At 36.1% G+C, this 19,221-nt stretch carries 13 protein-coding genes; 5 read left to right on the top strand and 8 right to left on the bottom strand.

Annotation, left to right across the window (positions count from 1 at the left end):
- Nucleotides 1-13 precede the first annotated feature (13 nt).
- The gene (locus ACFOWA_RS14090) at nt 14-1,207 is read left to right on the top strand and encodes an AGE family epimerase/isomerase (RefSeq protein ID WP_378986189.1); all 1,194 of its coding nucleotides are present in this window, start codon (nt 14-16) and stop codon (nt 1,205-1,207) included.
- A 258-nt stretch (nt 1,208-1,465) separates the two neighbouring features.
- Here the strand turns inward: ACFOWA_RS14090 and ACFOWA_RS14085 are convergent, their stop codons facing one another.
- The 4 genes from ACFOWA_RS14085 to ACFOWA_RS14070 all read right to left on the bottom strand — a co-directional run bounded on the left by ACFOWA_RS14085 (nt 1,466) and on the right by ACFOWA_RS14070 (nt 5,761).
- A complete protein-coding gene (locus ACFOWA_RS14085; RefSeq protein WP_378986187.1) occupies nt 1,466-3,424 on the bottom strand; it encodes a sialate O-acetylesterase in 1,959 nt (652 codons plus the stop codon).
- A 75-nt stretch (nt 3,425-3,499) separates the two neighbouring features.
- Nucleotides 3,500-3,868, bottom strand: coding sequence for a hypothetical protein (locus ACFOWA_RS14080; RefSeq protein WP_378986185.1), 369 nt, complete (start codon nt 3,866-3,868; stop codon nt 3,500-3,502).
- A 186-nt stretch (nt 3,869-4,054) separates the two neighbouring features.
- Entirely contained in the window at nt 4,055-5,056 is a 1,002-nt protein-coding gene (locus ACFOWA_RS14075) for an SDR family oxidoreductase (protein ID WP_378986183.1), read from the bottom strand.
- 129 nt (nt 5,057-5,185) lie between these two features.
- Complete coding sequence (locus tag ACFOWA_RS14070) at nt 5,186-5,761, bottom strand: RNA polymerase sigma factor (protein WP_378986181.1); 576 nt, start codon at nt 5,759-5,761, stop codon at nt 5,186-5,188.
- A gap of 167 nt (nt 5,762-5,928) precedes the next feature.
- Between ACFOWA_RS14070 and ACFOWA_RS14065 the strand changes: the two genes are divergently transcribed.
- The 3 genes from ACFOWA_RS14065 (at nt 5,929) to ACFOWA_RS14055 (ending at nt 12,163) form a co-directional block, all read left to right on the top strand.
- A complete protein-coding gene (locus ACFOWA_RS14065; protein WP_378986179.1) occupies nt 5,929-7,089 on the top strand; it encodes a FecR family protein in 1,161 nt (386 codons plus the stop codon).
- A gap of 115 nt (nt 7,090-7,204) precedes the next feature.
- Nucleotides 7,205-10,708: a SusC/RagA family TonB-linked outer membrane protein gene (locus ACFOWA_RS14060; RefSeq protein WP_378986177.1), complete on the top strand. Its 3,504-nt coding sequence runs from the start codon at nt 7,205-7,207 to the stop codon at nt 10,706-10,708.
- A gap of 21 nt (nt 10,709-10,729) precedes the next feature.
- Nucleotides 10,730-12,163, top strand: coding sequence for a RagB/SusD family nutrient uptake outer membrane protein (locus ACFOWA_RS14055; RefSeq protein WP_378986175.1), 1,434 nt, complete (start codon nt 10,730-10,732; stop codon nt 12,161-12,163).
- Nucleotides 12,164-12,221: 58 nt separating this feature from the next.
- Here ACFOWA_RS14055 and ACFOWA_RS14050 read toward each other — a convergent pair whose 3' ends face one another.
- Complete coding sequence (locus ACFOWA_RS14050; protein WP_378986173.1) at nt 12,222-13,136, bottom strand: helix-turn-helix domain-containing protein; 915 nt, start codon at nt 13,134-13,136, stop codon at nt 12,222-12,224.
- Nucleotides 13,137-13,183: 47 nt separating this feature from the next.
- Complete coding sequence (locus ACFOWA_RS14045; RefSeq protein WP_378986171.1) at nt 13,184-14,221, bottom strand: aldo/keto reductase; 1,038 nt, start codon at nt 14,219-14,221, stop codon at nt 13,184-13,186.
- 485 nt (nt 14,222-14,706) lie between these two features.
- Here ACFOWA_RS14045 and ACFOWA_RS14040 point away from each other — a divergent pair, with 485 nt between their 5' ends.
- Nucleotides 14,707-16,554, top strand: a complete 1,848-nt coding sequence (locus ACFOWA_RS14040; protein WP_378986169.1) for an alkaline phosphatase — start codon at nt 14,707-14,709, stop codon at nt 16,552-16,554.
- 54 nt (nt 16,555-16,608) lie between these two features.
- Here ACFOWA_RS14040 and ACFOWA_RS14035 read toward each other — a convergent pair whose 3' ends face one another.
- Together ACFOWA_RS14035 and ACFOWA_RS14030 are read right to left on the bottom strand one after the other, a co-directional pair.
- Nucleotides 16,609-17,595 (bottom strand): PorP/SprF family type IX secretion system membrane protein, encoded by a 987-nt coding sequence (locus tag ACFOWA_RS14035; RefSeq protein WP_378986167.1) that lies wholly within the window; start codon nt 17,593-17,595, stop codon nt 16,609-16,611.
- A 1-nt stretch (nt 17,596) separates the two neighbouring features.
- Nucleotides 17,597-19,221, bottom strand: a 1,625-nt coding sequence (locus tag ACFOWA_RS14030) for a gliding motility-associated C-terminal domain-containing protein (RefSeq protein WP_378986165.1), incomplete at its 5' end; no start/stop codon positions are given.

Below are 19,221 nucleotides of genomic sequence, written 5' to 3'. Positions count from 1 at the left end.
TTGAGAGATAGGTGTGAGTTTAGAATTAGAAAAATATCAGGAAGAATTAAGCGAAGAGCTAGAGAATATTTTAGACTATTGGAAGCACTTTTCAGTTGATGAAATTAATGGTGGATTTGTAGGGAAAATTGACAACTACAATAACATTAATTTTGGTGCCGTAAAAGGTAGTGTACTCAATGCAAGAATCCTTTGGTCGTTTTCTGCAGCTCATAATTTAAAAGCCAATCCCGAATATTTGGAAATTGCTCATCGGGCTTTTAATTACATAACCAATTTCTTTATTGATAAAGTTTATGGTGGCGTTTATTGGCTAATTGATGCTAAAGGAAAGCCTGTTGATACCAAAAAACAAGTTTATGCCAACGCATTTACCATTTATGCATTTAGTGAATATTATATAGCCAGCCAGAATGAAAATGCTAAAACAATGGCAATTAGACTGTACAATGATTTAATCAATCATAGTTTTGATGATAAAAATGGTGGGTATTTTGAAGCTTTTAGTAGAGAATGGAAATCGTTAGATGATTTACGTTTGAGTGCTAAGGATGCTAATGAAAAGAAAACAATGAACACCCATTTGCATGTTCTAGAGGCCTTTACAACACTTTACCACATTTGGCCGAACGAAGATTTAAAGCAAAAAATCATCGGTTTAATTAATGATTTTTTAACCCACATTATACATCCTAAAACAGGAAACCTAATCTTGTTTTTTGATGAAAATTGGCAAGCTAAATCTGATATAATTTCTTACGGACATGACATTGAAGCATCGTGGTTGCTTCTGGAGGCTGCAGAGGCAGTCGGGGATGAGGCACTAATTTCGTCAGTAAAATCTATTTCTGTAAAAATAGCCAAAGTTTCTATCAATGGTTTGGATGTTGATGGAAGTTTGTGGTATGAATATGACCCTGCTGAAAACCATATCATTAAAGAGAAACATTGGTGGGTCCAGGCAGAGGCCATGGTTGGTTTTTTTAATGCCTGGCAAATTACAGATGATGAAAAGTTTTTAAATATCAGTCTGCAAAACTGGCTATTTGTGAAGAACAAAATTATAGATTACGAAAAAGGCGAGTGGTTTTGGGGAATTACAGAGCAAGGAGAAATCATGTTAAAAGAAGATAAAGTTGGGGTTTGGAAATGCCCATACCATAATAGCCGGGCTTGTATAGAAATTATTAAAAGAATAGGGCATTAAGCATCTTGGATTATGGTATAGTGATTTTAAACATTAAGAAATTAAGAAAATAGTAATTAGACCATTTCTTTACGCTAGTCATTTCCAATTTTATTCGGAATTCTAATGCATAATAAATTTATTCCGTAGCTAGCTTTTAGGTTAACAGCACAATTCTTCTTTTTCCCTCTCTTTAAGGATAAGGAAAGCACAACATTAGCCAAACCAAATACTTTAATAGGTTGAGGTAAAAACAAATCGCTACCCTAATATTGCGATTTATTTCTTTCCATATGAAATTCCCTGCCAATCATCTGTTCTAAAAGGAAACAATGGTAATCCTTTCGAATTAATGATATTGGCTTCGGCAGGATTATCTTCCCATGCATAGCGAACAGCTATTGGTTTTTGAACATCTTCGCTACTAACATTTATTGTGTTTTTACTGGCGATTTCAGCATTTGCCCAATACCAAACTCTATTTGCTCCGCAAATTTGAAAGTTACCCGGTACACCCGATTTCGATTTGAGTCCATCGTAAACATTTTTAAATTTAAGCTGTATTAACTTGTCATTTATCTTGAAACCTTCGTAGGCTGAACTCAAAGAATCAACATCTAAATTGTAAACCTGTTTTTCGGCTAACAGTGCCAATCTTCTGCCAACCTCTTGTTTATTTTTAGGGTGAATGTTTGCTGCATCGCCAACATCAATAGCGGTAACCATTCCAGTATTTTTAACCTTTTGAGTTAAGTCTTGAGCTTCTCTAACTTCAGCTAAATAAGAATCAGTAGGATTATCATTCTTTTTGTGGTAATTGGCCAACTGTACAAATAAAACCGGTAAATCTTGGTCTTCAAATTTAGTCCTCCAGTCTGAAATCATCCTTGGAAAAAGCTCACGGTATTGATATCCTCTATCCCAATTGCTTTCGCCTTGATACCACAACACACCTTTAATACTTAAATTAACTATCGGACTAATCATATTGTTATACATTAGTGTTGGTAATGTATTCGGATTGATTTGCTTTTCAGGTCGGTTATATGTTGTTAATTTGTAGCCAATTTTGTACTTCCATTCGCCAGCCAGGGTAGTAGTTATTTCATTTGTGTTGATATAGAATTGGTCTGCTTTTTTAGAGAAGCCACCATCCCCACCGTAATTTTCAATACGAACAGTGATAATATTTTTACCGATTTTTAAAAGCTTTTTTGGGATGTTATAGCTTCGAACTTTACCCCAAGCATCGTCGGTTTTTCCTATCAAAACTCCGTTGAAAAATGTTTTATCTGCATTTAAAATTACGCCTAAATTAAGTATGGCATTATTTTTTAAATCTTGTGCATTCAGCTCAATTTCTTTTTTAAACCAAACAATACCATCCATTTCCGATAAATCTGGTTTTCCTGTAAATTCCCAACCATTAGGCATGCTAATGTTGTTCCAGTCTGAGCTGTTTGCATCTGCCCAAATATAACTTCCGCTCTTAAAACCTTCATCCTGTAAATTAAAGTTTTTTAACCATTGATTATTTAGCAAACGCTGTTTTAGGTTGTATGCAGCAGTGTCAAATTTTGCAACCTCCTGAGCTTTTTTTCCGAAGGTTTCTTCATCTATTAATCCCTCCTTACTAATCCAACTTTCAATAACAGTACCACCCCAGCTTGCATTTATTAAACCGATAGGGACTTTTAAATCCTGGTTAATTCTTCTGCCAAAAAAGTAGCCAACGGCAGAAAAGTATTTTGCATTATTACTCGTACATAAATTCCAGCTTCCTTTAGTATTCTCTTGTTCGCTTAGCGAAATTTGCTTATCAACGTTGTACAGTCTAATTTCGGGAAAGTTAGCATCCATCACTTCTCTATCTGCGTTTAAAACATCCTGAAGGTTAAATTCCATGTTTGATTGACCTGAACAAAGCCAAACATCACCAATTAAAATATTTGAAAGGATAATTTTATTTTCGCCATTTAGTACCATTTGATAAGGACCGCCAGCTTTCATTTTGGGCATAGTGATTTTCCATTTTCCTAAGCTGGCAGTTGTTGCTTTAAATTCTTTACCAGCAAATAGAACAACAATTTTTTCGCCTGGTGTGCCATATCCCCAAATTTTTATAGGCTTTTCTCTTTGGAGCACCATATTGTTTCCAACAAGGCTAGGAAGCTTGATTGTAGCGAAACCAGAAAGGCTTAAGCAGCTTAAGCATAAAAATAAAATGATTTTAATCATTAGGAAAAATACAGAAATGGCCGTGGAAGAAGTATGCAAATTTTATCTAAAAGTGATGATAAAACGCATTGATATCTAGATAGGAAAGCTTGTAGATTTATGCAAAATGAACCTTCTTAACATCTTAATGCCAATAATTCCTGATATAAATACAGCGCCAAATGCATAATCATCTATATCACAATTAAACGCACTATATGCGCCAAATCGGCCAGGACTTGTCACTTGCGTGATAGGATTTCTAATGGAACAGGCAGTCCCTGTATTTCCAGAAGGTAAACAAAATTTAGAAACATCACCATTAAATGGAAGGAAGGAGTTATAATCGTTACTCAAGAGTATCTGGCTTTGGAACAGCACACCATCACTAATTCTCCTGCACCCAGTTTGCCCAAATGCATTAATGGAAATTACAATAAGCAAGAATGTAATTAGTTTGGTCATGCATTAGATACGAAAACTGGTAATTAACAAGTTTTCGTAAATGGCGAATGAACAGAAATGAACAAGCAGGTTTTAGTTGTTCATTATTTTGATTGTAAGAAATCTTACTACCTCAATATAAGCTATGAGATAGTAAGATTTAGAAAATAGCTATTAACGCTATATCAATTATTTTTAAAGAACATATTATGGTTGGCCACCGCCGCCCATGGCTCCATAAATTTGTCCTGTTGAATAACTTGCGCTGTTATCTGCAAGTTGAACATAAATTGAAGCCAATTCTGCCGGCTGTCCGGGTCTTCCCATTGGAGTTGCTTTACCAAACTGCATTAATTTTTCATTTGTAGCGCCACCAGCAACTTGCAATGGCGTCCATATCGGTCCAGGTGCAACACCATTCACGCGTACGCCTTTTGGTGTTAAAAATTTTGCTAACGACCGTACTGTACTTGTGTTTGCTGCTTTGGTTTGTGCATAATCGAACAATTCTGGAGATGGGTCTGTCGCTTGTTCTGATGTCGTAACAATAATACTCGAGCCTGGCTGTAAATGAGGAATTGCTGCTTTTAACAACCAGAAAGGTCCATAGATATTGGTTTTCATTGTTGCGTCAAAATCCTCGCTGCTGATATCTAAAATTGATGGTTTTGTTTGTTGGCGAGCTGCATTACTCACTACAATATCCAATCCGCCCATTCGTTTCACGCTATCTTCTACCAAGCGTTTGCAAAAACTTTCTTCACGCAAATCACCTGGAATGGCATAGCCTTTTCTACCAGCTTTAGTTATTAAGTCGATAACTTCTTTAGCATCTTCTTCCTCGGCAGGTAGATAATTAATTACAACATCTGCACCTTCTCGGGCAAAGGCAATAGCTGCTGCACGTCCCATTCCCGAATCACCTCCAGTAATTAGTGCTTTTCTTCCGGTTAATCTTCCAGAGCCTTTATAACTTTTTTCACCATTATCTGGCTGTGGATCCATTTTACTAGATAAGCCAGGAAATGGTTGTTGTTGAGGTTTAAATGGTGGTCTTGGGTATTTTGTAGTTGGATTTTCCATTCCTGCAAATCCATTACCAGGTTCTACACTGCCTTCTGCACCAAAGGCAGGCGAAACTGCCAGCCCTGCGATGCCTACGCCTAAACCAGTTACTGCTTCACGTCTTGTCATAAATTCATTTTTCATAGGTTAAATGTTTTTCACTTAAACGACATAATATCAGCAGGAAAGGTTTTGAAAAATGGTTAGGATAACACTCTTATAAGGTGTGAAGTATTCAAACGCATGTGAGTTCAGTAGGGAAAAGTAAAACTATTACAGAAATAGTATGTATGAATCTTTTAGGAGAGATTTAATGTGCTTTAATGCAATGGTAATTTGATTTTCAACAGTTCTTTTCGATACATTTAATTTATCTGCAATTTCGGCTATACTAAGTTCATCTTTTCGGCTAAGTAAATAAATCTCACGACATCTTTTCGGCAACTCATCTAAAGAGCGCAAAACCTTCTGGTCTAATTCTTCAACAAGCATTTTCTCATGCCCATCATTATTGGTCGATATATGTGTGTTATTATCATCTTGGTCGTAATGTTCTATATAACTTAACGCTACCGTTTTTTTCTGTTTAAATCTTCTGATGCTATGATAACTTGCTGCGGCAATTATGTAACTTATAAAAGAATTAATGATTAGCTTATCCCTTTTATTCCAAATATTTAGAAATACATCATGCGTAATTTCCATGGCTGATTCTTCATCTTTCACATACCTAAAAGATACGCCGTAAACTTTCAACCAATGTCGCTCGAAAAGCTCGTTAAAGGCTTTTTCATTATCACAAACTACACTTTGTAATAATTCTAAATCAGAAAGTTTATTGCTCGGCATGATTATATTTGATACTAAATCTATGATTAAATAACCAAATAAAAAATAGCTCAAAGGCAATTGTAACATTCTAGTTAAAAAAATTAATTATTTTATGTGTGTGCCAATAGCTTTTTTGTCTCTATATCTGTAACAACCTCTATAAACCAAATATTAATAAATCTGTAATGACTGAGAACCAGTATTTAGCGCTCTGCGAAGCATACCTTCGAGGAAATTGCACACAAGAGGAAGAAAATTTACTTATCGCTTATCAGGAAGAAAATGGAATGCTTGATGATGACTATTCCGTTCATAATAATCAGCGTGTAAAGGAAATCATCAGATTGAGGATTCAGCAAAGCATCAATACACAGAAAAAATCATCTATTAAATTACGATTATTCAATTGGAAAGTTGCAGCATCAATAGCAGCATTGTTTGTTGTGGCAACTTACTTTTTAGTTCGTAATGCTCCTGAAACTGCAATCATGGCACCAAATATGGTTGTTAAATCGAAAAACATCAAAACCATCGAAATTGTACCGGGTAGTACCAAAGCAACTTTAACATTAGCCGATGGTAAAAGTATCGACTTAACCAGTTCAAAAAATGGAGTTATCAGTACACAAAATAATTCAAACATTACTAAATCAGGTAATGGTCTTGTGGTATCTGGAAGTAATAAAAATACGAATACAGCAGCTGGCACATTAAACAAAATAACCATTCCAAGAGGTGGAAAATATGATATAATTCTACCAGATGGAACTCATGTCTGGCTAAATTCATCATCATCGCTAAGCTTTCCAAGCACATTTGATGGTAATGAACGTAAAGTTTTTTTAACAGGCGAAGCCTATTTCGAAGTAGCTAAAAATAAGGAAAAGCCATTTAAAGTAGATGTTGCCGGCAAACAGGTGATAGAAGTTTTAGGAACACACTTTAATGTAACAGCCTTTGAAAACGATAAATTTATTGAAACAACATTATTAGAGGGTTCGGTAAAAATAAATTACAATAAATCAAACATCAAGATTATTCCCGGTCAAATGGCAATTAACAATTTGAAAGATAATCTAAAAATTGTGCCTGCAGATGTTGATGAAGTGATGGCTTGGACAAATGAAATGTTTATTTTCAAGAATGAGAACATCAACTCCATAATGAAGAAGGTTTCTCGCTGGTATGATGTTGATGTAGATTTTAAAGGAGATGTTTCGGCAATCAATTTTGAAGGAAATTATGCTCGCTCGAAAAGTCTCAAAAGTTTGCTTAAGAATTTTGAATTAACGGATAAAGTCCACTTTAAAATTGAAGGAAGGAGGATTACCGTTATCGCGAAATAACTACCTAAACCATAGTTCCAAAAACCGGAAGTGTTCTCAGCACTCCCGGAATTGATTGGCTTAGCCAATACGGATCACATCAATCATTCAAACAATTAAATTTAATCCTAACCAAATGTATAAAATTTTTACTCCACTTCAGCGTGGGGATAGCCCTTGCTATAAGCAAAAGATCCTAAGAGTTATGAAACTCACCACTATAATAATACTCGCTGCTTTTATGCAGGTAAGCGCTGGCAGTTTTGCCCAGCTGGTAAGTATAAATGTTAAGGCAGCGCCTGTAAGAGAGGTACTTAACCAATTAACAAAGCAAACCAGCTATAACTTTATTTGCGATGCGGAAGTAATTAACAGCGTAACACCTATTACTTTAAAACTGAAAAATGCACCTCTACAAACGGTTCTTGAAGCATGTTTTTCAAAACAAAAAGTAGAGATGTTTTTTGGAGATAACTCCACGATTATCGTCAAAAAAAATGACCAGATTATTAAACCTGTATTAGATGTAATTACCGTTAGTGGTAAAGTTACGGACAATAAAGGTGGACCAATTCCTGGTGTAAGTGTTTTAATTAAAGGAACAAAAACCGGAGTAGTTACAGATAATAATGGACTTTATACTATAAAAGTACCAGAAGGAAATGCTATTCTAGTATTCTCATTTATTGGGATGATTAGTCAGGAAGTTCCGGTAGCCAACAGAACGAGCATTAACGTAATCCTTTCAGAAACATTGCAATCACTTACTGATGTGGTGGTTGTAGGTTATGGTACGCAATCTCGCTCTACTGTAACCTCATCAATAACAAAAGTTGAAGGTAAGAATATTGGCAATCAGCCGGTTAGTACCCCAGGAGAGGCATTGGCCGGTCTTGCGGCAGGCGTGCAAGTTCAGTCAGATCAGGGTGGAAAACCTGGTGCTGCGCCAACGATAGGGGTTAGAGGAGTTAGTTCACTTAGTTCTTCAAACGATCCTTTGTACGTTGTTGATGGCTATCCTTTACAAACTGGAGCCAACTTTAGCCTTATCAATCCAAGTGATATCGAATCTATTGAAGTTTTAAAAGATGCTGCTTCTGCGGCAATATATGGTTCGAGAGCAGCTAACGGTGTTGTTTTGGTAACCACAAAAAGAGGCAAATCGGGAAAAACTGTATTTTCTGTTTCTGCATATTCTGGCATTCAGCAAGTAAATAAATACATCGATGTTTTATCGAAAGACCAATATGTACAACAAGTTAAAGCACTTAGCCGAATTAAAAATCTTCAATACCCTGCTATTTTAGATGGCGATATATCTAACTTACCTGATGTAGATTGGCAAAAGGAAATTTTTAGAACGGCCCCAATAAGAAGCTTTGAATTTAATGCTTCTGGTGGCAGTGAAAAAGTTCGTTTTAGTGCTTCGGCAGGTATTTTTAAACAAAAGGGGGTTTTAATTGGCACGGAATATAGCCGCTATACAACCCGTTTAAATCTCGATGCAGATGTAGTAAAAAACCTAAAATTTGGTTTCTCCGTTTCTCCATCTTATTCAGAGCAATACAGGCAGCCATCATCGGGACAAGCTAGTGGGGCAGGTGCAAATCCGAATGATTACGTTATTGGTGTACCAGGCTTACTTGCCGATTTGAATTTGCCAAGTCCGTTAAATCAGGCATTAACATTTCAGCCAATCGTTCCGGTATATCGGGCTAATGGCGATTTTGCTCAGCCTTACGATAGAGATTTGAACTACAATTTATCGCCAACAGCGGTGTTTTCTGCCTCTAACTTTTACAATCCGGTTGGCATTTTAAGTCAATCAATTAATCGTTCAAGAGCATTTAGAACCTTGAGTAATGCATTTTTAGAATATGCACCAATTGAAGGTTTAAAGATAAAAAGTTATATCGGCGCTACATTAGAGAATGAAATTGTACATGGTTATGTTCCTGGTACAATGGCTTACAGCTCAGCACCAACAGCATCAGGCGCAAATCCGCAACTTGCCGGTATTTTTGCATCAGATAATGTTCGCAATAGTTTTGATTGGGTTTGGGAAAATACTGCAACTTATGATAAACAAATCGGAAAGCATCATTTCAATTTGTTAGGGTTGTTTTCAGCTCAGAAATACGAATCTCAAATCAATTATACTGCAGGTTTACCCGGTACTTTTATCACAACATCAGTTCAAAGTCCGTTGGCTTCGCCAAATACAGTAGGAACCGAACTTTTTGATGCGAATACCTTTGTTTCGTACGCAGGCAGATTGACTTACGATTATAATAAGAAATATTTATTTACTGCAGCAGTTCGTCAGGATGGTTCATCACGATTTGGAACAAACAACAAATTTGCTGTATTTCCATCTTTTTCTGTAGGATGGAGATTGGCTGAAGAACCATTTCTTAAAGAAACACTTTTATCAATCGGGATTAACGAATTTAAGTTACGTGGTGGTTATGGCAGAACTGGTAATGCCAATATAGGTAGTTTCACTTATGTAAATTCCATAGCATTAAACAGAAACTATTCTTTTGGTGGTGGCAGAGTATTTGGTACACAGCAAATTGGGTTTGCAAATCCCGATTTAGCCTGGGAAAAAAATGACCAAACCAGTATTGGTACTGACATTGGATTATTACAGAATAAAATCGTATTGACGTTCGATTATTTTATCCGCAACTCGAATGGAATGCTCTTAAACAAGGCCTTACCGCTCGATGTTGGTTACACAACATCATATCAGGCTAATCTTGGTAAGCTGCAAAACAAAGGTTTCGAATTTACGGCGAATACAAACTTTAAACTTGGCGAAGTTACCTGGAGTGCCAATGCCAACTTCTCTACGTATAAAACTAAAGTACTTGATTTAGGCGGACCAGCCGCATTACCTGCCGTTAGGGCAATAAACGGTTGGAACAATGTGTATCAGGTTAAAGTAGGCGAACCTTTAGGTATTATGTATGGATATGAAATTGTTGGTGTATTTAGAAATGCGAATGATTTAGCAAACAATCCAAAAGTAACATCAGGAAACAACATTGGCGATTCGATGATAAAAGACCAGAATGGTGATGGAAAAATTGATGTAAATGATGTTACAAATTTAGGACATGGTTTACCAGATTTTACCTACGGATTAACAAACAGTTTCCAATACAAAAACTTCGATTTGAGTGTTTTAGTTCAGGGTGTTCAGGGTGTTAATATTATAAATGGAAACAACAGGCAAACCATAACTGGTAACAATAATCAAAATTCGTTAAGTAAATATTTTAACAACTATTTCGATCCGGCTTTCCCGACAAGAGATGTTTTATATCCTAGTCCGATTTCAACTGGAGCACTTCCGGGACCAGCTTTATCAAGTTTGGCGGTAGAAAACGGTTCATATCTTCGGGTAAGAAACATCACTTTGGGATATCGATTTAGTGATAATTTGTTGCAAAAAATATCAATTAAATCGGCAAGGTTATATGTAACTGCTCAAAATCCATTCCTTATCACTAAATATTCTGGCTATAATCCCGAGGCAAATATAATGGGTGGCGATCCTACAACTCCTGGTGTAGATCAGGGAACCTATCCAACGGCACGTACAATTATATTAGGTATCAATTTTGGATTTTAATTGCTTTAACACTAAATGATCATGAAAATAAATAAATTAATCATCTGCAGTATATGCCTACTTACTTTTAGTTTGGTTATAAGTTCCTGCAAAAAATCTTTTGTAGAATTAACGCCAAAGGGAATTGTTCCGGTAAATACTTTTTACAATACAGAAATAGATATAAGATCTGCTTTGACAGGTGCTTACAGTAGTTTACGGCCAATTTATAATGAGCAATATGGTTTTGGAGAACTACCATCAGATAATGCACAAACGTATGGTGAAAGTGAAGTTTTATACGGCGAACAAGATAAATTAACCTGGACAGCTAACTCTACAAATTTACAGGGAGCCTGGGCTAGGTTTTATGCTACCATTGCGTATGCAAACATTGTTTTAGAACATGTAGCTACGCCACCAATGACGGATGCAAACCGTAATAGTTATATCGGGCAAGCTAAATTTCTAAGGGCTTTAATGTATTTTAATTTGGTAAGAATGTTTGGAGGTGTGCCATTAGTACTTAATGAGATTACGTCAGAAAGCCAGGCATACAGTTATAATCGGGTAGCTGCTGCTGCAGTTTATGCACAAATAGAAAAAGACTTAACAGAAGCTGCTGCAGTATTGCCGGCAAGTTATACCAGCGCAGATGTTGGCAGGGCAACAAGTATTGCAGCCAACGCACTGTTAGGTAAAGTATATATGTTTCAAAGTAAGTTTACGCAGGCTGAAGCAATTCTTGCCTCTGTTGCAGCCACTTCTGGTACATTGTTGCCTTACGATCAGATTTTTGGACAGGGGAAAGACAATAATAGAGATATAATTTTTGCAGTTCAGTACATTGGTGGAGGTTTTGGAGAAGGAAATACTTTTGCGAGAAGCTTTGTACCGCAACCATCAGGTACTACGATAACAGCAGTTACTGGAAATAGCAATAATAGCGGAACATCTGACCTTTATAACACATTCGAACCTGGCGATAATCGTCTAAATACTGCAATAGGTGTGTATGCTTCTGGTACGCTTATTTATTATTACGCTAAAAAGTTTGTTTATCAAAGTGTTGGTGCAAATAGCGAGGGCGATAACGACTGGCCGATTTTGCGCTACAGCGATATCATTTTATTATATGCTGAAGCCTTAAACGAAAATAATAAAACCACGCAAGCCTTAACGCAGTTAAATCTTATTCGTACAAGATCTAATCTTGCGCCGAAAGTTGGTCTTTCTCAATCAGATGCGAGAACAACTATTAGACATGAAAGGAGAGTAGAGCTTTGCTTTGAAGGCGAAAGATGGTTTGATTTAATTAGATGGGGAATTATGGTTGATGTAATGCAAGCTCACAAAGCTAATTTTGTACCTGCAAATGGTTTAATTGGTAATGTGGTGCCTACCTTGGCTTTGTATCCAATTCCAACACGCGAAATTCAATTAAACAGAAACCTAACTCAAAATCCAGGTTATTAAAATTACAGTTTTCCGAAACCGATAAAGGTTTCGGAAAACTGATTTAATGAAAAACCCATTAGTTAAAACTGTTTCGGTATTCTATTGGGGTTAACTTCGTTTTGCTTTTGAATAACTTGCTAAACGATTGCGGATATTCGAAACCCAACTGATAGGCAATTTCACTAGCGGTTAAATCTGTTCCTATTAAAATTTCTTTCGCTTTTTCTATAAGTTTATCATGTATGTGTTGCTGGGTATTTTGTCCGGTTACACTTCTTAACATATCGCTTAAATAAGCTGATGAAACATTTAATTCACTTGCCAGTTGTTCAACACTTGGTATGATGTAATCAGATTTACCATTAAAATATTCTGCTAAAATACTTTCAAATTTGGTTAGCAAATCGTTTTTTGCCATTTTCCTTGTAATAAATTGCCTGTTGTAAAAACGATTGCAATAACTTAAAAGAAGTTCGAGATTGGATACAATAACATCCTGACTGAAATTATCTAATCTGGAATCTACCTCATTTTGAATGTTTCCTACAATGGTTTCTATTGTGCTTTCTTCATCGGTTGAAAGGTGTAAAGCTTCGTTTACGGAATATGAAAAATAGCCATAATTTTTTATTCCCATCCCTAAAGGATACTGAACAATTAAATCGGGATGAAACATTAATGACCAACCATCTGTGTTTCTATCTTCATCTTTATCAATACTTAGAATTTGGTTTGGCGCTATGAAAGACATGGTTCCATCATCAAAATCATAATGGTTTTTTCCATATTTTAATTTCCCTTTAAAGCCGCGTTTAATCGAAATGTTGTACAATCCAAAGATCATTTTCTGGTCATTACCTTGGTTAATGCTTGCAATTTTAGCATGATCTACAATGGTGATTAACGGATTTAGCGGACTTGGTAAACCCATAAATGAATGCAATTCTTTTATCGAATCTATTTTTTTGATGTTAGGAGATGTATTTTTCATTATCAAAACTAAAGCCGCATTAAATTATGCTTTTGGGATTTATAAATTTAAGCATTTAAAAAATCAATGCCCGAACTTCTATCAGATGTCATAGCCTCTAACACATTTGCAGGATATTCAACTGGCAGTTTGCTCACATCATTTAATAAATTTAATTCTTCTGTTGAAAATTTCACATCAACAGCCTTTAAATTATCTTTAAGCTGATGCAGTTTGGTAGCTCCAATGATTGCACTGCTTACCACAGGTTGGTGCAGCAACCACGCTAATGCTAGTTGAGCAATAGAAACCTGCTTTTGCTCGGCCATTGGTGTAAGAACATCGAGTACATCATAAGCTCTTTCTTCATGAAAAGGAGGAAAGGGAAATTTGTTTAGCCTGCCAGCCTCTTTATTTCCATCGCGTTTGTACTTTCCTGTAAGCAAGCCACCACTTAAAGGGCTCCAAATCATCATTCCAACTTTTTGATCTAATAATAGAGGAACAATTTCACGCTCAACATCTCTAACATCAAGTGAATAATTTGCCTGAAGCGAAGCAAATCTATCCAAATTATTATACTGTGAATAGGCTAAACCTTTCATTAATTGCCATGCAGCCATATTACTTGCACCGAAATACCTTATTTTACCGCTACTAACCAAATCATCTAAAGTTCTAATCGTTTCTTCAATAGGTGTAAGCGGATCTACCGTGTGGATTTGGTATAGGTCAATGTAATCTGTACCTAATCTTGTTAAACTTGCTTCCACCTGTTGTATGATGTGTTTTTTAGAAAGTCCTCTATCGTTCTCACTTTTACCCATAGAACCTCTAACTTTTGTGGCTAGTACTAAATCATCTCTATTAATCGAAAGGTTTTTAATGGCAGTGCCAATCATAATTTCCGATTGCCCTTCCGAATAAATGTTTGCCGTGTCAATAAAATTAACACCTGCTTCGGTTACCGTTTTAATTTGTTCATCTACTTCTTTTTGATCTAAATTACCCATGTAGCCAAAAAAACCTTTTCCGCCGTAATTCATTGTACCCAGACAAAGTGTTGAAACTTTTAATCCTGTATTTCCTAAAATTTTATAATTCATTTTTTCTATTTATTAACGAATACAAATATCCATGCTTAAGCTTTGGTGCTTGTATTTAAAACGCAGGAATGTGTGTTCAAAACGAGTGGTTTTAAACAAGTTGATGATTATGCAAAGAGATTTTAAATTTTAGTAAACCATTTACATGAGTTAGATTCTTAAACGTAATATTTTCTATTTTATCTCCAAATTGCTTGTACGACACATCATACTGAATTAATTTTAGCATCTTTCCTGTAAAAAAGACGCTGAAATAAATTCAGGGTAACATAAAAAAAAGGCCGCTTATTAATAATATGAAGGAAATTAATAATAGAACTCAGTCTAATTAGTTTTTGTTACTTCCGCTTCTGTTTGTTATCATCAGGTTAATATTAACTTCACACCAAAGTAGTTCTTTTGCTGCAAAAACACTTAACTGAACACTGCGAAAAATGCTGAATACGCTAAGCCCATTAAATAATAATATTACCACATTGCATAAAATGAAAATCTCTTACATAAAAATTTTAACTGTAATGCTATCGTTCCCTGCATTAACATGGGCACAAACAAATGGCAGCACTCGTGGGCACAGTCATAACGATTACCATCAAAACATACCATTACTGCAGGCTTATTATGCAAAAATGGGTTCAGTAGAAGCAGATGTGTTTATGAAAGATAATGAACTTTATGTGGCTCATGAACCATCAGAAATTAAACCAGGACGCACATTAACTCAGCTTTATCTATCGCCATTGGCAAAATTATTTAAAGAGAATGGCAACCAGGCATTTAAAAATTCTGAGCAAACACTTCAATTGGTTATCGATATAAAGCAAGACCATGTAAATGTTTTAAATAAGCTTATTACTGAATTAAAAGCTTTTGATGATGTGTTTAATACAAGCAAAAATAATAAGGCGATTAAAATTGTAATAAGTGGAGATATGCCTGTTCCTGCAAAATTTGTGGATTGGCCAGATTATATTCTTTTTGATGGCCGCCCGGGTATAAAATATTCTGCCGAAGAGCTAAAACATGTTGCAATGATTAGTCAGGATATTAAAAAATATACGGTTTGGAATGGCAAAGGAGTACCAACACCAACAGATTATGCCAAACTTAAGCAAGTTGTTGATGACGCACATCAACTTAAAAAGCCATTTCGGTTTTGGGCTACAGTTGATAGTCCGAATACATGGATTGTTCTTGGCCGTTTAGGTGTAGATTGGATAAATACCGATCATCCAATACAACTGGCTGATTTTTATGCACATCAGGAGAAATTGACATTTACGAATCCTACTCCATACCCGGTTTACACGCCCAGTTATAAATCTGATGGGGCAAATAAAAAAGTTAAAAATATAATTTTATTAATTGGCGATGGGATGGGACTTGCCCAAATTCATGCTGGTTTAATTGCAAACCACGGAGATTTAAATATCGCCAGAATAAAAAATATTGGCTTTTCTCAAACCGCTGCGGCTAATTCTGATAATACAGATTCGGCAGCAGGTGCTACAGCAATGGCTACAGGCGAAAAAACAAACAATCGGTATATTGGTATGGGAACCGATAATAAAAACAGAACAAACCTGGTTGATACACTGTTCGGCTTTGGTATAAAAAGCGGAATTATAAGCGTTGGCGATGTTACTGATGCAACTCCGGCTGCTTTTTATGCGCACCAAACCGAACGCACCATGAGTAATGAAATCGCTGCCGATTTATTAAAATCGAAAGTGGAAATTTTAGTGGGTTCAAATCAAAAAGCATTTTTAAATAATAAAAATACAGGTTTAGTCAGCGCTTTAACACAATCGGGATTTACCTTGAACAAGAGTTTTCCTGAATTTGAGAAACAAGCATCTGGCAAGCAATTGGTTTTGCTACCAAACGAAGATACCCGGTCGGTACTTAAAGGTCGTGGAGATGTTTTAAAGCAGGCGCTACTAAAAACTGTACAGCTGCTCAAAAATAATAAAAAGGGCTATTTTATTATGGCTGAAGGTGCTCAAATAGATCATGGAGGACATGCAAATGATTTGCCTTTTGCAGTTACAGAAATGCATGATTTTGATAAAACTATTGAGGCTGCCTTACAAATTGCTGATAAGGACGGGGAGACACTTGTTATTGTTACAGCAGACCATGAAACTGGAGGATTATCTCTTCTTGATGCGGATAATAAAAATGGAAAAATTACCGGAAATTTTAGTACAGATGATCATACCAACATCATGGTTCCTGTTTTTGCTTATGGTCCGCATGCCGATGATTTTAGAGGAGTGTATCCCAACAACCAAATTTTTAATAAGATAATGAAGGTGCTTACTTCAAAATAATTTACGGAGTAAAAGATTGTAGGAGTAGAGTTAGGATGGAAATAATTTATCCTGCTAAAACACCGGACACCTAATGCCTCGGTAATTTTCTGATTTCCGTTTGAAAAAGGTTAATGAAATTTCGAAGGTATTGGTATTTGTTCCTGCTCTATTTAGTGCCGGGTTGATATCGTAACTTAAGCCCAAGGTAAAATTGTTAAACGTAATTCCTCCGTAAGGAACAATGGCGTCTTTATAACGGATGTTTCCTCCTAATATCACTTCAGCTGTATTACCCGATGGAACTGACAGATAGACACCTGCCATACGTTCTTGCGCATTACCTTGTCTTGCATACATAATGTGCGGAATAACCACCATATTATTTTTCAATTTAATACTTACACCGGCATTTACCAGATAACGAATTGGCAGATAATATTTCCCTTGCGAGTTCACAAATGGATCTACAGGCCGGGTTAAATGATTCATCGAAAAAGCAGCAAATAAATTGGCTTTTTTAAGCGGATTTGTATCGAAAAAAGCAACACCAGCACCAGCATCTAAAACGGTTGAAGCGTTGCTATTAAAATTATCGGCCGTAGGAATAACCGGATTAAAACCAATTCCCGATTCATATTGGTCGCCAAGTTGAAATTTGCTACTATCAAATCTTCGATTTAAAAAACCGGCATTAATTCCAAAAATGAAATTATAATCTTCATTGTAACCAAATTTTATCCCAGTGTAGGCTAGTGATAAATTACCATTAATGTAACCGTAGCCGCCACTTGTAGCCGTTTGGTTTAATATATTTACGCCAATATTTATGTTTCGGTTAGTGGTTAGCTCGGCCGATAAACCAGAAGTATTAAAGGTGTTAACATTGCCAAAACTCTGACTTCTATGAATCAGTGTTGCCTTGTAATCCATCTGAGATGCGCCTGCAAGTGCGGGATTCATCCAAAGAGCATAAGCATAGTATTGTGAAAAATGAGGATCTACCTGGGCATAAGCTTTAAAAGCCACCAGAAAAAAAACTAAAAAACACACTTTCCTCATACTACCTCAACAAATTAATCGCACCATGTTTTGTAAGTTCTTCTCCATCGTCAAATCGAACCACACATTTATATAAATACACACCAACAGGTTGAGGTAAACCTCTGTAGTTTCCATCCCATGATGCATCTTTTTCTTTCGATCTATAAATTAATTCTCCCCATTGCGTATATACCATAAATTCTACAGCATCTATTCCATTACCGTAAACTTTTACAAAGTCGTTTTTGCCATCAGCGTTTGGTGTGAAGGTATTTGGAATGAATAAATCTCTTTTCTTATTATAATTTAAAGCCAAACTGGCTGAGGTTATACAACCATTTTCCGACATCACATTTACAATAACATTTACATTTGATTTTAAATTCAAACTTTGTGTTGTAGCATCTTGCTTTTGAAATAAATTTTGAGGCGACCAGCTAACCACTTTATATTTTAAGTTTGATGAAGTCTGTAAAACGATACTTCCACCAGCTTGGCTAAGTTCATCATTTGCTGATAGGGAAATTTTAAAATCAACTTCATTAACCTGAACGATGTTTGAAATCGTACCTCCACAACCCGTTGTATTGATAGCTTTTGCCGAATAAACGCCACCTGATGTAGCTACATAAGTTTGGTTTACAGCACCCGGAATTAAAACACCATCTTTAAACCATTGGTTGCCAGTAGTTGATGATGAACTCAAAGTTACTTTGCCACCTCTGCAAATTACTTGCTCACCAATAGGGGAAATTGATGGCGGAGGCAATAAGTTTTTAAATACCAGAGAAATTGGTTCAGATATTAAGCTTTCGCAACCAGCTGGGGTTTTAGTTTTTACGGTGTAGCTACCATCAAGAAAGGTTTGAAAAATCTGATCAATTGCTCCTGGGATTATGTTCCCGTTTCTGTACCATTGATTTCCACTGGTTGCAGATGATTTAAGAGTTGCTTTTTCGCCTTGACAAAGTTCGATAGCGGTAGTTGCAGTAATTATAGGCTTTGTTGGAATGCCTTCGTTAACGACTACAATAGGATCTGAAAGTAGAGAGGAACAACCATTTACATTCTTTGTTTCCACTCGATATTCACCGCTAAGCGTAATGGTTATGCTTTTGCCCGTTGCACCAATAACAGGCTGATTATCTTTATACCATTGATATTGATAAGCAGTTGAAGATGTTAAAATTACCGATCCGCCTGAACAAAATTGAAGGTTTCCGCTGCTGGTGATTAAAGGTTTAGAACCTAAAGGACTAATTGAAACTAAAATCTCAGCTTTTGGACCTTCGCATCCTGTAGAAAATTTCTGCGCAACATAGTATTTCTGAGTACCAACTGTGGCAGTTGAAGGAATTGGAGCAGAAGGAAGAATTTGACCAGTTTCGTTGTACCAAACTAAGACTGCATTAGTTTCTTTAGTTGCTGTTAATGCAGGAATTCCTGTTTGGTTTTGGCAATATGCTAAAGTAGCAGAAACAGTTGGAGCTGCAGGAAGCGGATTAATGGTTACCACTATTTCCGCTTTTGGACCTTCGCATCCTGTAGAAAACTTCTGCGCAACATAATATTTCAATGTCCCAGCAACAGCAGTTGAAGGTGTTGGTGCAGATTGCAAAACCTGTCCAGTTTCGTTGTACCAAA

Origin of the sequence: Pedobacter lithocola, assembly GCF_042650845.1 — a bacterium.
Classification (GTDB): Bacteria; Bacteroidota; Bacteroidia; order Sphingobacteriales; family Sphingobacteriaceae; genus Pedobacter; species Pedobacter lithocola.
Note: the sequence above shows the minus strand (reverse complement) of the source record. Positions and strands in the feature narration are given on the sequence as shown.